The organism is Nocardioides xinjiangensis, from assembly GCF_017916455.1.
In the GTDB taxonomy this organism is placed as follows: Bacteria; Actinomycetota; Actinomycetes; order Propionibacteriales; family Nocardioidaceae; genus Nocardioides; species Nocardioides xinjiangensis.
On the sequence record NZ_JAFMSY010000001.1, the window covers coordinates 1,595,484 to 1,612,524 of the forward strand.

The following is a 17,041-nucleotide window of genomic DNA, read 5'->3' on the forward strand; positions in this document are numbered from 1 at the left end:
CGCAGCCGGGCTACCGTGCCAGGAACGCGGTCATCGCCTGACGGGCCTCCTCGGAGGCGAAGAGGCGCGCGCTGGTCGCGGCCATCTCCTCGCCCAGCTCGTCGATCCGGGCGACGAGGTCGCGGTTGAGGATCCGCTTCGACTCGCGCAGGCCCTGGGCCGTGCCGGTCGCCAGGCTTGCGCACACCGCCGCCACCTCGTCGTCGAGGGCGTCGGCCGACACCGCCCTCGTCACCAGTCCGTACGCCGCCGCCTCGGCGCCGCTGAACACCCCCCCGCCCAGGGTGGCGAGGGCGGCGGCCCGGGGGGTCATCCGGTGGTGGACGGTCAGGCTGATGATCGCCGCCGCGAGGCCGAGCTTGACCTCGGTGAGGGCGAAGGTGGCGTCGTCGGCGCTGATCGCGACGTCGGCGGCCGCGACGATCCCGATGCCCCCGGCCCGCACCGCCCCGAGGTTCTTGGTGACGACCGGCTTGTCCAGGGTCGCGATCAGCCGCTGCAGGTCGACGATGCGGCGGGCACCGACCTCCATGCCCTCCGTGGACGCCTCGGTGAGGTCGGCGCCGGAGCAGAAGACCTTGGCCGAGCTCTCGATCAGCACCACGCGCACGTCGTCGTCGGCCGCGGCACGCTCGAGGTGGGCGAGCAGCCCGGTCACGAGCCGGCGGCTCAGCGCGTTGCGGTTGGCCGGGCTGTCGAGGGTGATCGTCGCGACGGCGTCCGCCACCGCGTAGCGGACCAGCTCGGAGGGGGCGTCGGTCATGGCGGCCATCCTGCCGCACCGCGGCGGCACGCCCGCGACCCATCTCCCGCGCCCGCCGCTCCGAACACCGCGCATGGACACCCCCGACGCGCGGTCCCGGTCACGCACGCTCCGCCACGCGGCGTACGGCGTGCTGGCCACCCTCGTGGGCCTCGCCGCCGCGCACCTCGTGGCCGCGGTGACCGTGCCCGCCGCCTCGCCGGTGCTCGCGGTCGGGTCGACGGTCATCGACCTCACCCCGACGCCGCTCAAGGAGTGGGCGATCCGGCAGTTCGGCACCGCCGACAAGCTGGTGCTCGTCGGCTCGGTGACGCTCGTCGTGCTGGTCCTCGCCGCGCTCGCCGGCGTCGTCGCCGCGCGCCTGGAGACCGCGGGGCTGCTCCTGCTCGTGGGCCTCGCCGGCGTCGCCGGCGTGCTCGCCGTCCTGCGGCCCGGCTCCGGGCCGCTGGACCTCGTACCCGCCCTGGTCGCCGCGGCCGTCGGCGCCACGTCCCTGTGGTGGCTGCACCGTGTGGACGACCGGGGCGCTGGGGAGCCGTCGCCCGGGGTCGACGGTCCGAGTCGGCGCGGGGTCGTGCTGGCGTCCGGCGGCCTCGCCGCGGCCGCGGTGGCCATGGGGGCGCTCGGCCGGTGGGTGACGTCGTACCGCCTCGGCGGCACCGACGTCGCGCTGCCGGCCGCCACCGACCCCGCGTCGTCCTTCCCCACCGGCCTCGAGGAGCGGTACGCCGGCATCACGCCGCTGCGCACCCCCACCGCGGAGTTCTACCGGGTCGACACCCGGCTCACCGTGCCGGCCGTCGACGTCGACTCGTGGACCCTCACCGTCGACGGCGACGTCGAGCGCGAGGTCACCCTCACCTTCGACGACCTCGCCGGCATGCGCACGATCGAGCGCGACATCACCCTCACCTGCGTCTCCAACGAGGTCGGCGGGCCGTACGTCGGCGGCGCGCGCTGGCTCGGCGTACCGCTCGCCGACGTGCTGGACCGGGCCGGCATCGGCGCCACGGGGGCCGATCAGGTGCTGTCCACCGACGTGGACGGGATGACGATCTCGACGCCGCTCGCCGTGGCCCTCGACGGCCGCGACGCGATGATCGCGATCGGGATGAACGGCGGGCCCCTGCCCCGCGAGCACGGGTTCCCGGCGCGGATGGTGGTGCCCGGCCTCTACGGCTTCGTCAGCGCGTGCAAGTGGATCAGCCGGATGACGCTCACGACGTACGAGGCCGAGCAGGCGTACTGGACCGAGCGGGACTGGGCGACCGACGCCCCGATCAAGATCTCCAGCCGGATCGACACGCCGAAGCCGCTGTCGAGGACCGCGGCCGGGAAGGTCGTCATCGGCGGGATCGCCTGGGCGCAGGGCGTGGGCATCGACACGGTCGAGGTGCGTGTCGACGGCGAGGCCTGGCGGCCCGCGCGGCTCGGCCCGCAGGTGAACGACGACTACTGGCGGCAGTGGTACCTCGAGTGGGACGCCGAGCCCGGCCAGCACTTCATCGCCTGCCGGGCGACCAACAAGGACGGCGACGTGCAGTCGGACGTGCGGATGACGCCGTTCCCCGAGGGGTCGAGCGGCCTGCAGGAGATCTCCGTCTCCATCACCTGACCGGCTTCCCGCATGAACCTGCACGTGCCGTCGAGCTTCTCGTCGAGATTTCCGAGGAATCGACCCATCCGCCGACCGACCGGCGCCGAACACCTCCCGACAGCAGGCCCCCACGGCCTACCGATCCCCCCGACCGAAAGGCACACGCCATGAACACGCTCCGCACCCGCACCCTGGGCATCGCCGCCCTCGCGCTGACCGCCTCCATGAGCCTGGCTGCCTGCAGCAGCGAGGAGGACGCCTCGTCCGCCACCGACACGACCAGCTCCGAGACGTCCGAGACCACGGAGTCCGAGACCCCGACGGAGTCGGAGTCGCCGATGGAGTCCGAGGAGCCGATGGCCGCCGACGCGCCGTTCGGTCCCGGCTGCGCCGGTGTCCCCACCTCCGGCGAGGGCTCGGTCGAGGGGATGGCCGACGACCCGGTCGCCACCGCCGCGTCCAACAACCCCCTCCTCAAGACGCTGGTCGCCGCCGTGACCGAGGCCGGTCTGGTCGACACCCTGAACTCGGCGGAGAACCTCACCGTCTTCGCGCCGACCGACGACGCGTTCGCCCAGATCCCGAAGAAGGACCTCAAGGCGCTGCTGGCCGACAAGGAGGCGCTGACCACCGTCCTGACGCACCACGTCGTGGGCGAGCGCCTCAGCCCCGAGGACGTCGCGGGCGAGCACGAGACGCTCGCCGGCGACATGATCACCGTCGAGGGCTCCGGTGAGGACTTCACCGCCGAGGGCGCCGCGGTGGTCTGCGGCAACGTGCAGACCGCCAACGCCACCGTGTACGTCATCGACTCGGTGATGATGCCGCAGATGTGAGCGTGCACCGGCGAGCACTGCGAGGATGACTGACGTGGACCACGTGAGGCCCGTACCGGACGGGACGCCCCAGGGCGTCCCGTCCGCGGGCGACGCCGCCCGGCTCGCCGACCTGCTGCACCGCGCAGGACTCGGCGACGAAGCCGCCTTCGCCGAGTTCTACGACGCCACCTCGGCGCGGGCGTACGGCCTCGCGCTGCGGGTGGTGCGCAACCCGGCGCACGCCGAGGAGGTCGCCCAGGAGGCCTACCTCGACGCGTGGCGCTCCAGCACCAGGTACGACCGCTCGAAGGGCAGCGCCGCCGGGTGGCTGCTCACGATCGTCCACCGCAAGGCGGTCGACCGGGTCCGGTCGGTGGAGGCGGCGACCGCGCGCGACGAGACCTGGAACCGCGAGACCGCCCCCACCGAGCACGACCAGACCGCCGAGGAGGCACACGCCTCGCTGGACGCCGCGCGCGTCCGCAGCGCGGTCGCCACCCTGACCGACGTCCAGCGCCGGGCCGTCGAGCTCACCTACTTCGGCGGCTACACCCACACCGAGGTGGCCACCCTGCTCGACGTCCCGTTGGGCACGGCGAAGACACGAATACGCGACGGACTGATCCGCCTGCGAGACCTGATGGGAGTTGCGTCATGAGCGAGCGCATGAGTGACCTGCACAAGCTCACGGGCGCCTACGCCCTGGACGCCCTCGACGACCTCGAGCGCGCCCGGTTCGAGCAGCACCTGGCCGGGTGCGACGACTGCCGTGCCGAGGTCGCCGAGCTGCGGGAGACCGCGGCCCTGCTCGCCGGCTCCGTCGCCACGCCGGCGCCCGCGTCGCTGCGCGACTCCGTGCTGGCCGGCATCTCCCAGGTGCGGCCCCTGCCGCCCGAGGTGCCGGAGCAGGCACCCGGCTCGACGCACCGGGGCCGGCGATGGATGCCCTTTCTGGTCGCGGCGGCGCTCGCGCTCGTTCTCGGCGTCGGCGCGGCGCTGACCCGCCCCTGGGTGGGCGACGACGCTCCGCGGCTCACCGTCGCCGAGCAGGTGCTGCAGGCTCCCGACGCCCAGGAGGTCTCCGTCGACCTCGGGGAGGCCGGGCGCGCGACCGTCGTGCGGTCGAGGTCGGAGGACCGTGCGGTCATCGTCACCGAGGACATGGTGGCGGCGCCCGACGGCAAGGACTACGAGCTCTGGCTGCAGACTCCCGACGAGGAGATGGTCCCGGCCGGCCTGATGCCCGACGACCCCGACCAGACCGTCGTCCTCGACGGGTCCGCCGCCGAGGCGATCGCGGTCGGCATCACCGTCGAGCCGGACGGCGGCTCCGAGCAGCCGACCAGCGACCCGATCGCGCTGTTCGACCTCACCGAGGGCGTCTGACCGGCACGCGCCGGGGGCAGCCTGTCGGTGGGGACCGACCGCGGGTGACAATGCGCGGGTGGCTGGGGAGGGCGGCCTCGACCGGGCGGTCGAGGCCCTGCGGGACGGGGACGAGGCGGCTTTCCGCCTGGTCTACCGCCACGTGCAGCCCCCGCTGCTGCGCTACCTGACCGTCCTGGTCGGCCCGGACGACGCGGAGGACGTCGCCAGCGAGGCGTGGGCGCAGGCGGTCCGCGACCTCGACCGCTTCCGCGGCGACATCGACGGGTTCCGCGGCTGGATGACCACGATCGGCCGCCACCGGGCGCTCGACCACCTGCGCCACGGCCGCCGCCGACCGGTGTCCGAGCGCCGCGTCGACGAGCTGGTCGACCTGCCCGACGTCACCGACGTGGAGGGCGACACCCTCGCGCGGGTGGGGTCGGAGGTGGCGCTGGAGCTCATCCGCTCGCTGCCGCGGGACCAGGCCGAGGCGATCATGCTGCGCACCGTGCTCGGCTTCGACGCGCCCACCGCTGCACGCATCCTGGGGAAGCGACCGGGCGCCGTGCGTGCGGCGTCGCACCGAGGCCTGAAGCAGCTGGCGAAGAAGATGGCGCCGGAGGCGTAACACCCGTGATGACCGAGACGCTGGAAGGAGTGAGATGACCACTCCCGACCCTCGCCTGTCCCGCCGCGAGGCCGAGCGCCTGCTCGACGCCCCGGAGGAGCACGGCGGCGCCCTCGGGGCGGCTCTCGGCGCCGCGCGCGGCCCGGGCACCCCGCGGGAGCTCGCGGGCGAGGAGGCCGCCCTCGGCGCCTTCCGCGCGGCGCGAGCGACCCCCTCGGCCGCCGCTCCGGCCGCTGCTCCGGCCGCACCGGCCCCGCGCCGGCGGGCAGCCTCGCGCGCGGTCGTCGCCACCGGGGCCGTCGTCGCCCTCGTCTCGGGAGGCCTGGCGCTGGCGGACGTCGCCGACGTCCCGCTGCTGCCGGGGCCGTTCGAGCGCACGTCGGAGTCGGCCTCGGAGCCCCCCTCCCGCTCGACGTCCGGCTCGGCGTCGGGCTCGACGCCGGGCTCGACCTCGGGCTCGACGTCGGGCTCGACGACCGGCTCGACCTCAGGGCCCGGCGACGGGACGAGCGAGCCCTCGACCGGTGGCCCGACGAGCGGGTCGTCCTCACCGGGCACCTCCGACGGCTCGTCCAGCCCGACCCGGCCGGGATCGCCCAGCGGCTCCGACCCCGGCTCCCCCTCGTCGCCGTCCTCCCCCACGGCGTCCTCCCCGACCTCGCCCGCACCCACCTCGTCCACGCCGTCCTCGCCCACCTCGCCCTCCCCGGCACCCGACCTGCGCGGGCTCTGCCGCGCCTACCAGGCCAGCCAGCGCGGCGGCGCCCCCCTCGACAGCGCCGCGTTCCGGACGCTCGCGGCCGCGGCCGGAGGCGCCGGGCGGGTCGCCGACTACTGCGTCGCCCTGATCGGCGAGCCGGACCGCGACAAGCCCGGCAAGCCCGGCAAGCCCGAGCCCGATCCGGACAGGACCGGTCAGTCCGGCAAGCAGACCCCGTCCGGCCAGCAGACCCCGTCCGGTCAGCAGACGCCGTCCGGCCAGCAGGGCCCGTCCGGCCAGCAGGCCCCGTCCGGCCAGCAAAGCCAGCAGAGCGAGCCCGGCCAGCCCGCTCACGTGGGACAGCCCGCCCGGGACGGCGACCTCTAGACGTCGGGCCATCCGGACGTCACGTCATCCGGGCGGCGCGGTCGTCGGTGTGTCGTAGGTTCGTCCCATGGGGCGGTCGCTGTCGCAGCAGGAGGACACCAACCGCCGCATGCTGCGCGCCCGCGACGAGATGGACCGGCGCTACGCCGAGCCCCTCGACGTACCGACGCTCGCTGCGATCGCCCACCTCTCCGCGTCGCAGTTCGGCCGGGTGTTCAAGGACGTCTACGGCGAGACGCCGCACCGCTACCTGCAGCGTCGCCGTGTCGAGCGGGCCATGACCCTGCTGCGGCAGACCGACCGTCCCGTCACCGAGGTGGCCTGGGACGTCGGCTTCGCCAGCCTCGGCACGTTCAGCCGCACGTTCAGCAACATCGTCGGCTGCTCACCCACCGAGTTCCGCGCCCAGCACGCGCCCGTCGCGGTGCCGTCGTGCTTCATCGCCGCGTGGACCCGGCCGCGCGAGCACCCCGCGCCCACGGCGCCGCCCCGGACAGCGGTTTCGGAGAAGCGGGAGGAGGTCGACGCTGGCTAGCGTCCTCGTCATGACCACCAACCACATCACCAGCCTCCACCTCCGCAGCGTCCCGGTCCTCGACCAGGACGAGGCGCTCGACTTCTACACCACCCACCTGGGCTTCGAGGTCCGCGACGACATCGACCTCGGCTTCATGCGCTGGCTCACCGTCGGCGTGCCCGGCCAGGACACCGCGCTCCTCCTCGAGCTCGTCGGCGGGCCGCAGCACGACGAGTCCACGGCGAAGCAGGTGCGCGAGCTGGTCACCAAGGGTGCGCTGGGCGGGCTGTTCCTCATCAGCGACGACGTGCAGGCGACGTACGCCGCGCTGCGCGACGCCGGTGTCGAGATCACCCAGGAGCCGGTCGAGCAGCCCTACGGCACCGACTTCGGCATCCGCGACCCCTTCGGCAACCACGTCCGCATCAACCAGCCGAGCGGCGCGGCGGCGGGCGAGGTGCAGGACGCCTACGACGCGGCGGGGGCCAGGTGAGCTACCCGCCGCCGATCTACCACGGCGACTCCGGGGAGGTCTCCGCCCGCGTGACGCCGGCGGACGTCGAGCCGGCGGTCGTCTATCCCAACGGCAACAAGGTGTTCTACCTCGCGCAGGGCACCGAGACCGCGGGGACGTTCGGGCTCTACCGCTGGGAGTTCGCCGGTCCGGCCAGCGGTCCAGGAGCCCACTTCCACCGGACGATCACCGAGTCGTTCTACGTCCTCGAGGGCACCGTGACCATCTTCGACGGCAGGGACTGGGTGAAGTGCCGCGCCGGCGACTTCGCCCACGTCCCCGCCGGGGGGATCCACGGGTTCCGCAACGAGGACGGGGCCGCCACGATGCTCCTGCACTTCGCCCCGGGCGCGCCGCGTGAGGCCTACTTCGAGGGGCTCGCGGCGGGCATGGGCAACCTCGACGGCGACGCCTACGACCGCTTCATGCGCGAGCACGACAACACCTGGGTGTGATGGCCGTGGACCCGGTGTCGGCTGCCTTCGACGCGACTCCGCGGCGGGACTTCCTCCCGCCCGGGTTGCGCGGGCGGGCGTCGTACGACGGCCCGCTGGAGATCGCGGCCGGGCAGACCAGCTCCCAGCCGCGCACCGTCGAGGACATGCTGCGGCTGCTCGACGTGCGGCCGGGGCAGCGGGTGCTCGACGTGGGCGCCGGGTCGGGCTGGACCACCGCGCTCCTCGCGCACCTCGTCGGGCCCACCGGCTCCGTGCTGGGGCTGGAGCTCGAGGAGGAGCTGGTGGCCTTCGGCGGCGCGAACCTCGCGCGCGCCGACCGGCCGTGGGCGGCCATCCGGCCGGCGGCCCCGGGGATGCTCGGCGACCCCGCCGGCGCGCCGTACGACCGGATCCTCGTCTCGGCAATGGCCGACGAGCTGCCCGCCGCGCTGGTGGCGCAGCTCGCCGACGACGGCGTGCTGGTGGTTCCCGTGGCCGGCACGATGCTGCGGGTCGCGAACCCCGGCCCGGTCGTCACCGAGCACGGGCGCTACCGGTTCGTGCCGCTGCGCTGAGCGCCGCTCAGGCGCCCGGGCGCTGCACCTGCGCGGCGAGGTGGGCGGGCGCCTGGATGCAGTAGGAGTCGGTGAGCAGCTCGGCGAGCTCGTCCCAGTCGGTGTCGTCGTCGAGGAGCATCCCGATCGCGTTGCCGCCCCACCCGGAGCGGAAGTAGGGCTCGCCCAGGTGCTCGAAGGCCGCGACCTCGTCGGGCTCGCCGCGGAACGTGATGCGGAACAGCTGGTCCTCGCCGCCGAAGACGTGCGCCACGGTGGCGCCCCCCACCCGCCACCGGGTGCCCGTCCAGGCCTGCTCCTGCGTGCAGCGGGGCAGCCGGCCGAGGATGGCGTCGATGCGCAGCACTCACTCCTCGGGCACGAGCGGACGGTCGGCGAGGGCCACGCGGCGATCCTGCCACCGGGCGCCGACAGTCGCCGCCGTCCCTCTTCCGCCGCTGCGGTCCCGGCTTCGGCCGCTGCGTCATACGAACCCGCGGCTATACGTTCCGATCGGCATGACGCAGCCCGCTCCCGGCCCCGGCTTCGGCCGCTACGTCATACGAACCCGCGCCTATACGTTCCGATCGGCATGACGCGGCACGGGGCTCGCGCCGCCGGCGGGCTTGTCAGGCATCGACTCACGAGGAGGAGTCACACCTCCACCACCGCCTTCATCCGCTCCAGCGTCGTGCGCATGCCGCGCTGGTTGGTACGCCGCCGCAGTGGCCCGAGGACCAGCCAGTAGAGCCGCGTCGGGAGGTTCGGGTCGAGACGGAAGTACTCCGTCACCAGGGTGCCGCCGTCCTGCGGTTCGAGGCGGTAGCCCCAGTTGTTGACCGTGACGGAATCGGTCCCGACGGAGAACTCGAAGACGCGCTCGGGCTCGCACCGCGTCACCCGGCAGCCCGACCAGTAGGTCGGCCCGACGCCGTTGCGCTTGACGTGGCCCTTGAAGTACGCGCCCACCTCGGGCCCGGTCGATCCCCGCGTCCACCGCGCCTCGAACGTCTCCGGGCTGAACTCGCCGATGCGCGTGACGTCGCTGACGAGGTCCCACACCTCGGCCGGCGAGGCGTCCATCCAGAGGGAGACCTCGTCCCCGAGCGACGGAAGCGTGATCACCCTCGTCCCCCATGTGACCGCTGGCTCGACGTCGCCCGGGCGTCCGCAGGCCGGCAGGGGCGTCCGCGCCGCGCGACCACGCGCTCCGCAACGGGGCGACGAGGTCGACGGCGAGCTGCTCGACCGGCGCGTCGAGGCCGTGCGCCCGCAAGGTCCAGGGGTACGGATGCGCCCACAGGGGGCGCCGTGGCGGACTCGGGTGCCGGGGTCACCGCGCCAGCCTGACGGCGTACGGACGAAAGTCAAGCCTGACCCCTCCTCGGACGGCTTGGTTTGCGGGGGTCGACGCGGGGCAGGTAGGGCTCGACCGCCCGACCCACGCCTCCCGAAAAGATCGCATGTCCCAGCCCGGTGACCACCAGCAGCAGCCCTACGGCCAGCCGACCGCCCCGTACGGCCAGCCGCCCGCCGGTGGCGCGTACGGCGGCGGAGGATCGTACGGCGGGGGCGGCTCCTACGGGGGCGGCGGCTCGTACGGCGGCGGCTCCTACGGTGGCGGCCCGGTGGGCAACCAGCCCGCCGGCAAGGGGTTCGTCGGCGCGCTGTTCGACCTGAGCTTCACGACGTTCGTGACCCCGATGATCATCAAGGTCGTCTACGTGATCGGGCTCGTCCTGATCGGCCTGGCCACGCTGTTCTTCGCGTTCAGCGGCTTCGCCGCCGACAACGCGGCGCTCGGGATCGTCACGCTCGTCGTCAGCCCGCTGGTCGGCCTGCTCTACCTCTGCTTCTTCCGGATGATGTGCGAGTTCTACCTCGCCGTCACGAGGATGAGCGAGGACATCAACCGGCGCCTGCCCCGCGTCTGAGCCGGTTGCCGCCGCGACCTCCTGACCCTTCTGTGAACTTCCGGGGGTGTGCAGGCCCCCGGAAGTTCGCAGTCCCCCGCTTGAGCGGGGGATTCGAGATCACACCGCCGCGACCGTCAGCACGACGCGGGCCCGTTCGTCGTCGGTCAGCCAGCGACGACGCGCCCGGAGGAACCGGCCGCCCGACCAAACCAGGAACGGCAGGGCGAGGACCGCGGGCGCCCAGGCCCAGGGCAGGGCCGCCGCACCGGTGAAGAGCATCGCGGTGAGGGTCGTGACCAGCGAGAGCCGGCCGGCGTAGCCCGCCATCGCGGCGTGCGGGGCAGGCGTGGCGCGCGGCGACGAGAGGTCGACGGCGTAGGGCGAGCGGATCGACCACGTCATCGCCATCGCGAGCACCTGCACGACCACGACGAGCCAGCACGCCGCCACCGCGATGCCCGTGACCAGCGGCGGCGGCCCGTTGCGGAGCAGCGCCAGGACGACGGTGACGCCCGAGACGAGCGCCATGCACTCCGCGACGACCTGGGCGCGTACGTCGAACACGTCGCCGGCCGAGACCGGCAGGGTCTCGCGCCACACCATCCCCCGACCGTCGAGGCAGAAGGCGTTCACCCCGAAGAGCAGCGCCGCGCCGCTCGCCGTCAGCCCGGGCAGCAGCAACACCGAGCGCCACTCGAGGCCGGCCACGAGCGCCACCACCCCCGGCCCGAGGCCCAGGACGAGGAGGCCGCGTCGCATGCCGACCGACCGCCATACGGAGCCGCGGTCGAGGCGGCGCAGCAGGGCGCGGTCCGGCGATCCCCGGCGCGGCGTCGGCACGGGACGCGCCTCGTGGACGCCGGACTGGACCCGCAGCTCCTCGCGGGGTGGCAGGCGGAGCGCCCAGGCGGCCGGCCGGGCGCCGGCGACCACCCCGGCAACGGCGACCGCGAGCAGGAGCAGGACGACGACGGGCCACCCGGCGGTCTGCCCCGTCGCGGCGACCCAGGTCGTGGGCAGCGACCGCACGAGCGGCAGCAGCACCCCGGCCAGGTGGAGGCCGGCCAGGGCGGCGGCGGCCAGGACGGCGGCGAGCCGGACGACGAGGACGCCGTGCGCGGTCCGGCGTACCCCCTCCACCACCCAGCCGACCACCTGCCCCCAGGCGGTGGCCGCGAGCACCCAGGCGAGCACCACGAGCTGCGCGCCCAGCAGGCGCCCGTCCGGCGCGACGAGGGCGGTGACCGCCAGGAGGGCCCAGGCCTGCACCAGCCAGGCGAGGTTGACCGGCGCGAGCAGGAGGGCGCCGAGGTGCTCGGTCACGGGGCCGATCGGGTGGACGGCCGACTCGGTGCGCGACAGCAGCTCCCGTCCGCCGCCGCTGGCCACCGCCGAGCTCACGGCCAGCAGCACGAAGCCGGCAAGCGCGGCACCGAGGTTGTCCTGCAGGGCGCCGAGGGCGCGCTCCAGGGCCGGCTGGTCGACGGATCCGACGTCCACCGCACGGGGCCCGAGCGCGAAGGTCACAGTGAGGCCCAGCACGACCGCGAGGCCGAGGGCGCTCGCGCGGCGGCGTCGTACGGTCCGGGCGCGGAAGGCCACCAGGTGGCCGGTGTCGCGCACCGCGTCCCACCAACCGCCGGGCCCCGCCTCAGTCGAGGAGCGCACGGTAGGCCTCGCCCGTGAGCTCGGCGGCCTGCATCGCGGCCACCCGGTTGCCCCCGCGCAGCACGACCGCCTCGCCGCAGGCCTCCAGGGCGAGGTCGCGCAAGTGGGTGGAGAGCAGCACGCACGCGCCCCGGGCCCGCGCGTCGGCCACCACCTCGAGGGTCGCCTCGACGCCGATCGGGTCGACGCCGTCGAAGGGCTCGTCGAGCAACAGCACCGCCGGCTCGTGCAGTGCAGCCAGGACGACGCTGAGCCGGCGGCTCATGCCGTGGCTGAAGCCGCCGACCACGCGGTGCGCGACGTCGCCGAGCTCGAAGCGCTCCAGCAGGTCGCGCCCGCGCTGCTCCCAGTCGTCCATCCGGCGCAGCCGGGCGCTCAGCTGGAGGTGCTCCCAGGGGGTGGCGCGCGGCACCAGGCCACCGACGTCCGGGCAGTAGCCGACGGCGCGCTTGACCCCCAGCGCGTCGGTGGCGGCGTCGTGTCCGGCCACGGTGACCTCGCCGGCGGTCGGCGGCACCACGCCCGCCAGCACCTTCATGGTCGTCGACTTGCCGGCGCCGTTGCGGCCCAGCAGCGCGGTCGCGCGGCCGCTCGCTGCCGTCAGGTCGACGCCCGACACGGCCTCGACGTCACCGAACCGGACGTGCAGGTCGCGGACGACGACGGCGGGCGCTCGACTCACCCGTCCATCCTCCCCGAGTCGGCGCTTGTGCGCTGCCGAAACGCGTCGAGTCGGCGCTCGGGGACTTCCCAGGGGCGCCGAGTCGGCGCTGGGGCACTCCGTGGAGGGGTCGAGTCGGCGCCAAGGTCCCCGAACGCGGGACCGAAGCGCCGACTTGGCACCCGCACGCGGGACCGAAGCGCCGACTCGACACCCGCACGCGGGACCGAAGCGCCGACTCGGCTCAGGCGGGGAAGGACCCGCCCGTCGCGGCCAGCTCGCGGAGGTACGCCGTCGGCCGGAAGCGCTCGCCGTAGGCCTCGGCCAGCTCGTCGGCGCGGTCGAGGAACGCCTGCAGCCCCACCGGCCCGACGCCCCGGCCCGTCTCGTCGAGCGCCTGCCACCCGGTCATGAACTGCGCGGCGCCACCGGTCATCGCCGGGAAGCCGATGCCCATGATGGAGCCGATGTTGGCCGCGGCGGCCGAGGTCACCACGCCCTCCTCGAAGCACTTCGCGGTCTCCAGCGCCTCGATGAACAGCATCCGGTCGCGGACGTCGCGGATCGGGACCTGCTGCTCGGCCACCGGGAACGTCTCCGCGAGGCCGGGCCACAGCGTCGTGCGCCGCCCGTCCGCGTCGTAGTCGTAGAACCCGGCGCCCCGCAGCCGCGAGGGCCGGCCCAGCGCGATCATGGTGCTGATGACCTCGCCCGCGGGGTCGGGACCGAGGTCGACGCCCTCGCGTGCGGCCGCGTCGGCGGTCGCCTTGCGGATCTTCGCCATCAGCTCCATGTTGAGCTCGTCGCTGATCTGCAGCGGACCGACGGGGAAGCCCGCCGAGGTCGCCGCCCGCTCGAGCGAGACCGGGTGCACGCCCTCGGCGAGCATGGTGAGGCCCTCGTTGATCTGGGTGCCGATGACGCGCGAGGTGTAGAAGCCGCGCGAGTCGTTGACCACGATCGGCGTCTTGCGGATCTGCTGGACGACGTCGTACGCCCTGGCCAGCGCCGCATCGGACGTCTCGGCACCGCGGATGATCTCGACCAGCGGCATCTTGTCGACGGGGCTGAAGAAGTGCAGGCCGATGAAGTCGGCCGGACGGTCGACACCCGTGGCGAGCTCGGTGATCGGCAGCGTCGAGGTGTTGGAGCACAGCAGCGCGTCGGCGTCGACGTGGGGCGCCACCTCCGCGAACACCTGCGCCTTGAGCGTCGGGTCCTCGAAGACGGCCTCGATGACGAGGTCGCAGCCGGCGAGGTCGGCGGCGTCGGCCGTCGCGGTGATCCGGCCGAGCAGCTCGTCGGCCTTCTCCTGCGTGATCTTGCCGCGCGCGACGCCCTTGGCGTTGAGCTTCTCGGTGTACGCCTTGCCCTTCTCCGCCGCCTCGGTCGAGACGTCCTTGAGCACGACCTGCATGCCGGCGCGGGCGCAGGAGTACGCGATCCCGGCGCCCATCATCCCGGCACCGAGCACCCCGACCTTGGTGGCGGTCCACCTCTCGAAGCCCTGGGGTCGCAGCGAGCCGGAGTTGATCGCCTGCAGGTCGAAGAAGAACGCCTGGATCATGTTCTTGGCCTGCTGGCTGACCACCAGGCTGGTGAAGTAGCGGCTCTCGATGCGCGAGGCGGTGTCGAAGTCGACCTGCGCACCCTCGACGGCAGCGCTCATGATCGCGCGGGGAGCGGCGTAGACCGCACCCTTGGTCTGCTTGCGCAGCAGCGCGGGGAACGCGGGCAGGAACTGCGCGAGCGCGGGCGTCCTCGGCGTGCCGCCCGGCATCGTGTAGCCGGCGCGGTCCCACGGGTTCTTCGCCGCCTCCTCGTCCTCACGGTGCTCGAGGATCCACGCCCTCGCCGCCGGCAGCAGGTCCTCGCGGGTCGCAACGAGCGCGTCGACGAGGCCCTTGGCGAGCGCGCCCTGCGGGTCGAACTGGGTGCCCGGCATCAGCACGTCCATCAGCGCCGTCTGCAGCCCCAGCATCCGGACGACGCGGGTCACGCCGCCCCCGCCGGGCAGCAGGCCGAGCGTCGACTCCGGCAGGCCGATCCTGACCGACCGGTCGTCGACCGCGATGCGGTGGTTGGCGGCGAGGGCGATCTCGAGGCCGCCGCCGAGCGCAGCGCCGTTGATCGCCGCGACGACCGGACGCGGATAGGTCTCGAGGGCGCGCAGGCTCGCCTTGACGGCCTCGCCCATCGCGAAGATCGCCTCGGCGTCGTCGGGGGTCGCCCTGATCATGCTCTTGAGGTCGCCGCCGGCGAAGAAGGTCTTCTTCGCGCTCGTGACGACCACGCCGGTCACCTCGTCCTGCTCGTCGCGCAGGCGCCGGACGGCCGCCTCCATCGACGACTGGTAGAGCTCGTTCATCGTGTTGGCGCTGGACGTCGGGTCGTCCAGCGTCAGGGTCACGATGCCGTCGGCGTCGCGGTCGTAGCGCACGGCGCCCGGCTCGTCGGTGCCTGCGGTCCCGGTGCCTGCGGCCTCGGTGCCTGCGGTCTCGGTGCGTGCGGTCTCGGTGGTGCTCATGGTGTCCAGTCCTCCTCAGACCAGCTCGACGATCGTGGCGATGCCCATGCCGCCGCCGACGCACAGCGTGGCCAGGCCCCGCTCCTGGTCGCGGCGGGCGAGCTCGTCGATCAGGGTGCCGAGGATCATCGCGCCCGTGGCGCCGAGCGGGTGGCCCATGGCGATGGCGCCGCCGTTGACGTTGGTGACGTCGTGGCCGATGCCCATGTCGCGCATGAAGCGCATGGCGACGGCCGCGAAGGCCTCGTTGATCTCCCACAGGTCGATGTCGTCGACCTCGAGACCGGCGCGGGCGAGCGCCTTGCGGGCGGCCGGGGCGGGCCCGGTCAGCATGATCGTGGGGTCGGCGCCGGACACGGCGGTGGAGACGATGCGGGCGCGAGGCGTGAGGCCGAGCGACGTACCGACCTCCTCCGTGCCGATCGCCACCACGGCGGCACCGTCGACGATGCCGGAGGAGTTGCCCGCGTGGTGGACGTGGTCGATGGCGGGGATCCAGTGGTACTTCTCCAGCGCCACGTCGTCGAACCCGGCGTCGCGGCCGATCTGCGCGAACGACGGCTTGAGGCCGGCGAGTCCCTCGACGGACGTGTCGGGACGGACCGTCTCGTCCCGGTCGAGCACCGTCACGCCGCTGAGGTCCTTGACCGGGACGACGGCGGCGTCGAAGTAGCCGTTCGCCCAGGCCTTGGCCGCGCGGTGGTGGGACTCGGCGGCGTAGGCGTCGACGTCCTCGCGGCTCCAGCCCTCGATCGTGGCGATGAGGTCCGCGCCGATGCCCTGCGGAACGAAGCCCGTCTGCAGCGCGGTGGCCGGGTCCATCGCCCAGGCGCCGCCGTCGCTGCCCATCGGCACCCGGCTCATCGACTCCACGCCGCCGGCGACGACGAGGTCCTCGAAGCCCGAGCGCACCCGCTGGGCGGCCTGGTTGACCGCCTCGAGCCCGGAGGCGCAGAAGCGGTTGAGCTGCACCCCGGCCACGGTCTCGGGGTAGCCGGCCTTGAGCGCGGCGGTCTTGGCGATGTCGCCACCCTGGTCGCCGATCGGGGTCACGACGCCCAGCACGACGTCGTCGACGCGGGCCGGGTCGAGGGTGGGGTTGCGGGTGCGCAGCTCGTCGAGGAGCCCGACGACCAGGTCCACCGGCTTCACCTCGTGCAGGGAGCCGACGGCCTTGCCGCGGCCGCGCGGCGTGCGGAGGTGGTCGTAGACGAATGCTTCAGCCATGCGCATGATTGTGACACCATCACTGTCACAGTCCAACAGGTGTGGCGCGGGTCACCACGGCGGGCCGCTCGCGCGCCCGCCCACCCGCGACGAGAGGATGGGCGCGTGGAGACGGAGTCGGACGAGGCCGGGCTGCTCACGCTCGAGGAGCTGACCGAGCGCACCGGCGTGAGCGCGCGCAACGTGCGCTTCTACACCTCCCGCGGCCTCGTCCCGTCGCCGATCCGCCGCGGCCGGTCGGGCTACTACGGCCCCGACCACGTCGCGCGCCTGGAGCTGGTCCGCGAGCTGCAGGGCCACGGCTTCACGCTGTCGGCCATCGAGAGGTACGTCGAGCAGATCCCCGCCTCGGCCACCCCGTCGGACATCGCGCGGCACCTGTCGCTGCTCGCGCCCGTCACCGCCGACAGGGACGTCGACGTGTCGGGCGACCTGTCCGGGATGGGCATCTCGCCCGAGGCCGCGGAGGCGGTCGCCGAGGTCTACGCCGAGCACGGGCGGCAGGTGGCCCAGGAGCTGTCGGAGATCGTCCGGACCATGGTGTGGCCCCAGTTCCGCGAGGCCGGCTACACCGCCGAGCAGCTGCGGGAGTTCATCCACCGCCTCAAGCCCCTCACCATCGCCGGGCTGGTGACGGCTTACGAGCAGGCGATCGACGAGAGCCAGGCGTCGTACGACGGCCGGCGGGCGCGCTGACCGCCCGTCGGGGTGTTCGGTGGCCGCCCGGCCGCTGGGAGGCTGGGGACGTGCCTGACGACG

General features: G+C 73.9%; 19 protein-coding genes. 12 read left to right on the forward strand and 7 right to left on the reverse strand.

All coding sequences use genetic code 11. From position 1 onward, the window contains the following. Positions 1-10: 10 nt before the first annotated feature. Positions 11-763, reverse strand: a complete 753-nt coding sequence (locus J3P38_RS07570; protein ID WP_307807784.1) for an enoyl-CoA hydratase-related protein — start codon at positions 761-763, stop codon at positions 11-13. A 73-nt stretch (positions 764-836) separates the two neighbouring features. On the opposite strand from J3P38_RS07570, the gene J3P38_RS07575 reads away from it, so the two are divergent. The 10 genes from J3P38_RS07575 to J3P38_RS07620 all read left to right on the forward strand — a co-directional run bounded on the left by J3P38_RS07575 (position 837) and on the right by J3P38_RS07620 (position 8,304). After that, on the forward strand, positions 837-2,378 hold the full coding sequence (locus J3P38_RS07575; RefSeq protein WP_210503158.1) for a molybdopterin-dependent oxidoreductase: 1,542 nt from the start codon (positions 837-839) through the stop codon (positions 2,376-2,378). 149 nt (positions 2,379-2,527) lie between these two features. Beyond that, complete coding sequence (locus tag J3P38_RS07580; protein ID WP_210439217.1) at positions 2,528-3,196, forward strand: fasciclin domain-containing protein; 669 nt, start codon at positions 2,528-2,530, stop codon at positions 3,194-3,196. 25 nt (positions 3,197-3,221) lie between these two features. Continuing rightward, the gene (gene sigK / locus J3P38_RS07585; RefSeq protein ID WP_210439218.1) at positions 3,222-3,836 is read left to right on the forward strand and encodes an ECF RNA polymerase sigma factor SigK; all 615 of its coding nucleotides are present in this window, start codon (positions 3,222-3,224) and stop codon (positions 3,834-3,836) included. Between the two features lie 8 nt (positions 3,837-3,844). After that, positions 3,845-4,564: an anti-sigma factor gene (locus J3P38_RS07590; RefSeq protein WP_246855642.1), complete on the forward strand. Its 720-nt coding sequence runs from the start codon at positions 3,845-3,847 to the stop codon at positions 4,562-4,564. A gap of 58 nt (positions 4,565-4,622) precedes the next feature. Next, positions 4,623-5,174: an RNA polymerase sigma factor gene (locus J3P38_RS07595; RefSeq protein WP_210503160.1), complete on the forward strand. Its 552-nt coding sequence runs from the start codon at positions 4,623-4,625 to the stop codon at positions 5,172-5,174. 34 nt (positions 5,175-5,208) lie between these two features. After that, on the forward strand, positions 5,209-6,261 hold the full coding sequence (locus J3P38_RS07600; RefSeq protein ID WP_210503161.1) for a hypothetical protein: 1,053 nt from the start codon (positions 5,209-5,211) through the stop codon (positions 6,259-6,261). A 67-nt stretch (positions 6,262-6,328) separates the two neighbouring features. Continuing rightward, a complete protein-coding gene (locus J3P38_RS07605) occupies positions 6,329-6,796 on the forward strand; it encodes a helix-turn-helix domain-containing protein (protein ID WP_246849968.1) in 468 nt (155 codons plus the stop codon). A gap of 10 nt (positions 6,797-6,806) precedes the next feature. Beyond that, positions 6,807-7,271: a VOC family protein gene (locus J3P38_RS07610; RefSeq protein WP_210503162.1), complete on the forward strand. Its 465-nt coding sequence runs from the start codon at positions 6,807-6,809 to the stop codon at positions 7,269-7,271. Beyond that, a complete protein-coding gene (locus J3P38_RS18345) occupies positions 7,268-7,747 on the forward strand; it encodes a cupin domain-containing protein (protein WP_210503163.1) in 480 nt (159 codons plus the stop codon). The genes J3P38_RS07610 and J3P38_RS18345 overlap by 4 nt, the downstream gene beginning before the upstream one ends. Continuing rightward, complete coding sequence (locus J3P38_RS07620; RefSeq protein ID WP_210503164.1) at positions 7,747-8,304, forward strand: protein-L-isoaspartate O-methyltransferase family protein; 558 nt, start codon at positions 7,747-7,749, stop codon at positions 8,302-8,304. Before J3P38_RS18345 ends, J3P38_RS07620 begins: the two co-directional genes overlap by 1 nt. A 7-nt stretch (positions 8,305-8,311) precedes the next feature. On the opposite strand, the gene J3P38_RS07625 is transcribed toward J3P38_RS07620, so the two are convergent. Together J3P38_RS07625 and J3P38_RS07630 are read right to left on the reverse strand one after the other, a co-directional pair. Further along, entirely contained in the window at positions 8,312-8,650 is a 339-nt protein-coding gene (locus J3P38_RS07625) for an MmcQ/YjbR family DNA-binding protein (RefSeq protein ID WP_307807787.1), read from the reverse strand. Positions 8,651-8,937: 287 nt separating this feature from the next. Beyond that, positions 8,938-9,408, reverse strand: a complete 471-nt coding sequence (locus tag J3P38_RS07630; protein WP_307807788.1) for an SRPBCC family protein — start codon at positions 9,406-9,408, stop codon at positions 8,938-8,940. 338 nt (positions 9,409-9,746) lie between these two features. Between J3P38_RS07630 and J3P38_RS07635 the strand changes: the two genes are divergently transcribed. Next, entirely contained in the window at positions 9,747-10,217 is a 471-nt protein-coding gene (locus tag J3P38_RS07635; RefSeq protein ID WP_210503165.1) for a DUF4282 domain-containing protein, read from the forward strand. A gap of 99 nt (positions 10,218-10,316) precedes the next feature. On the opposite strand, the gene J3P38_RS07640 is transcribed toward J3P38_RS07635, so the two are convergent. The 4 genes from J3P38_RS07640 to J3P38_RS07655 form a co-directional block, all read right to left on the reverse strand. Next, entirely contained in the window at positions 10,317-11,867 is a 1,551-nt protein-coding gene (locus tag J3P38_RS07640; RefSeq protein WP_210503166.1) for a hypothetical protein, read from the reverse strand. Next, positions 11,851-12,549: an ABC transporter ATP-binding protein gene (locus J3P38_RS07645; protein ID WP_210503167.1), complete on the reverse strand. Its 699-nt coding sequence runs from the start codon at positions 12,547-12,549 to the stop codon at positions 11,851-11,853. The genes J3P38_RS07640 and J3P38_RS07645 overlap by 17 nt, the downstream gene beginning before the upstream one ends. A 223-nt stretch (positions 12,550-12,772) precedes the next feature. Next, complete coding sequence (locus J3P38_RS07650; RefSeq protein WP_210503168.1) at positions 12,773-15,055, reverse strand: 3-hydroxyacyl-CoA dehydrogenase NAD-binding domain-containing protein; 2,283 nt, start codon at positions 15,053-15,055, stop codon at positions 12,773-12,775. A 15-nt stretch (positions 15,056-15,070) separates the two neighbouring features. After that, positions 15,071-16,282, reverse strand: a complete 1,212-nt coding sequence (locus J3P38_RS07655) for an acetyl-CoA C-acetyltransferase (protein WP_210503169.1) — start codon at positions 16,280-16,282, stop codon at positions 15,071-15,073. Between the two features lie 105 nt (positions 16,283-16,387). On the opposite strand from J3P38_RS07655, the gene J3P38_RS07660 reads away from it, so the two are divergent. Further along, positions 16,388-16,978: a helix-turn-helix domain-containing protein gene (locus J3P38_RS07660; RefSeq protein WP_210503170.1), complete on the forward strand. Its 591-nt coding sequence runs from the start codon at positions 16,388-16,390 to the stop codon at positions 16,976-16,978. Positions 16,979-17,041 lie beyond the last annotated feature (63 nt).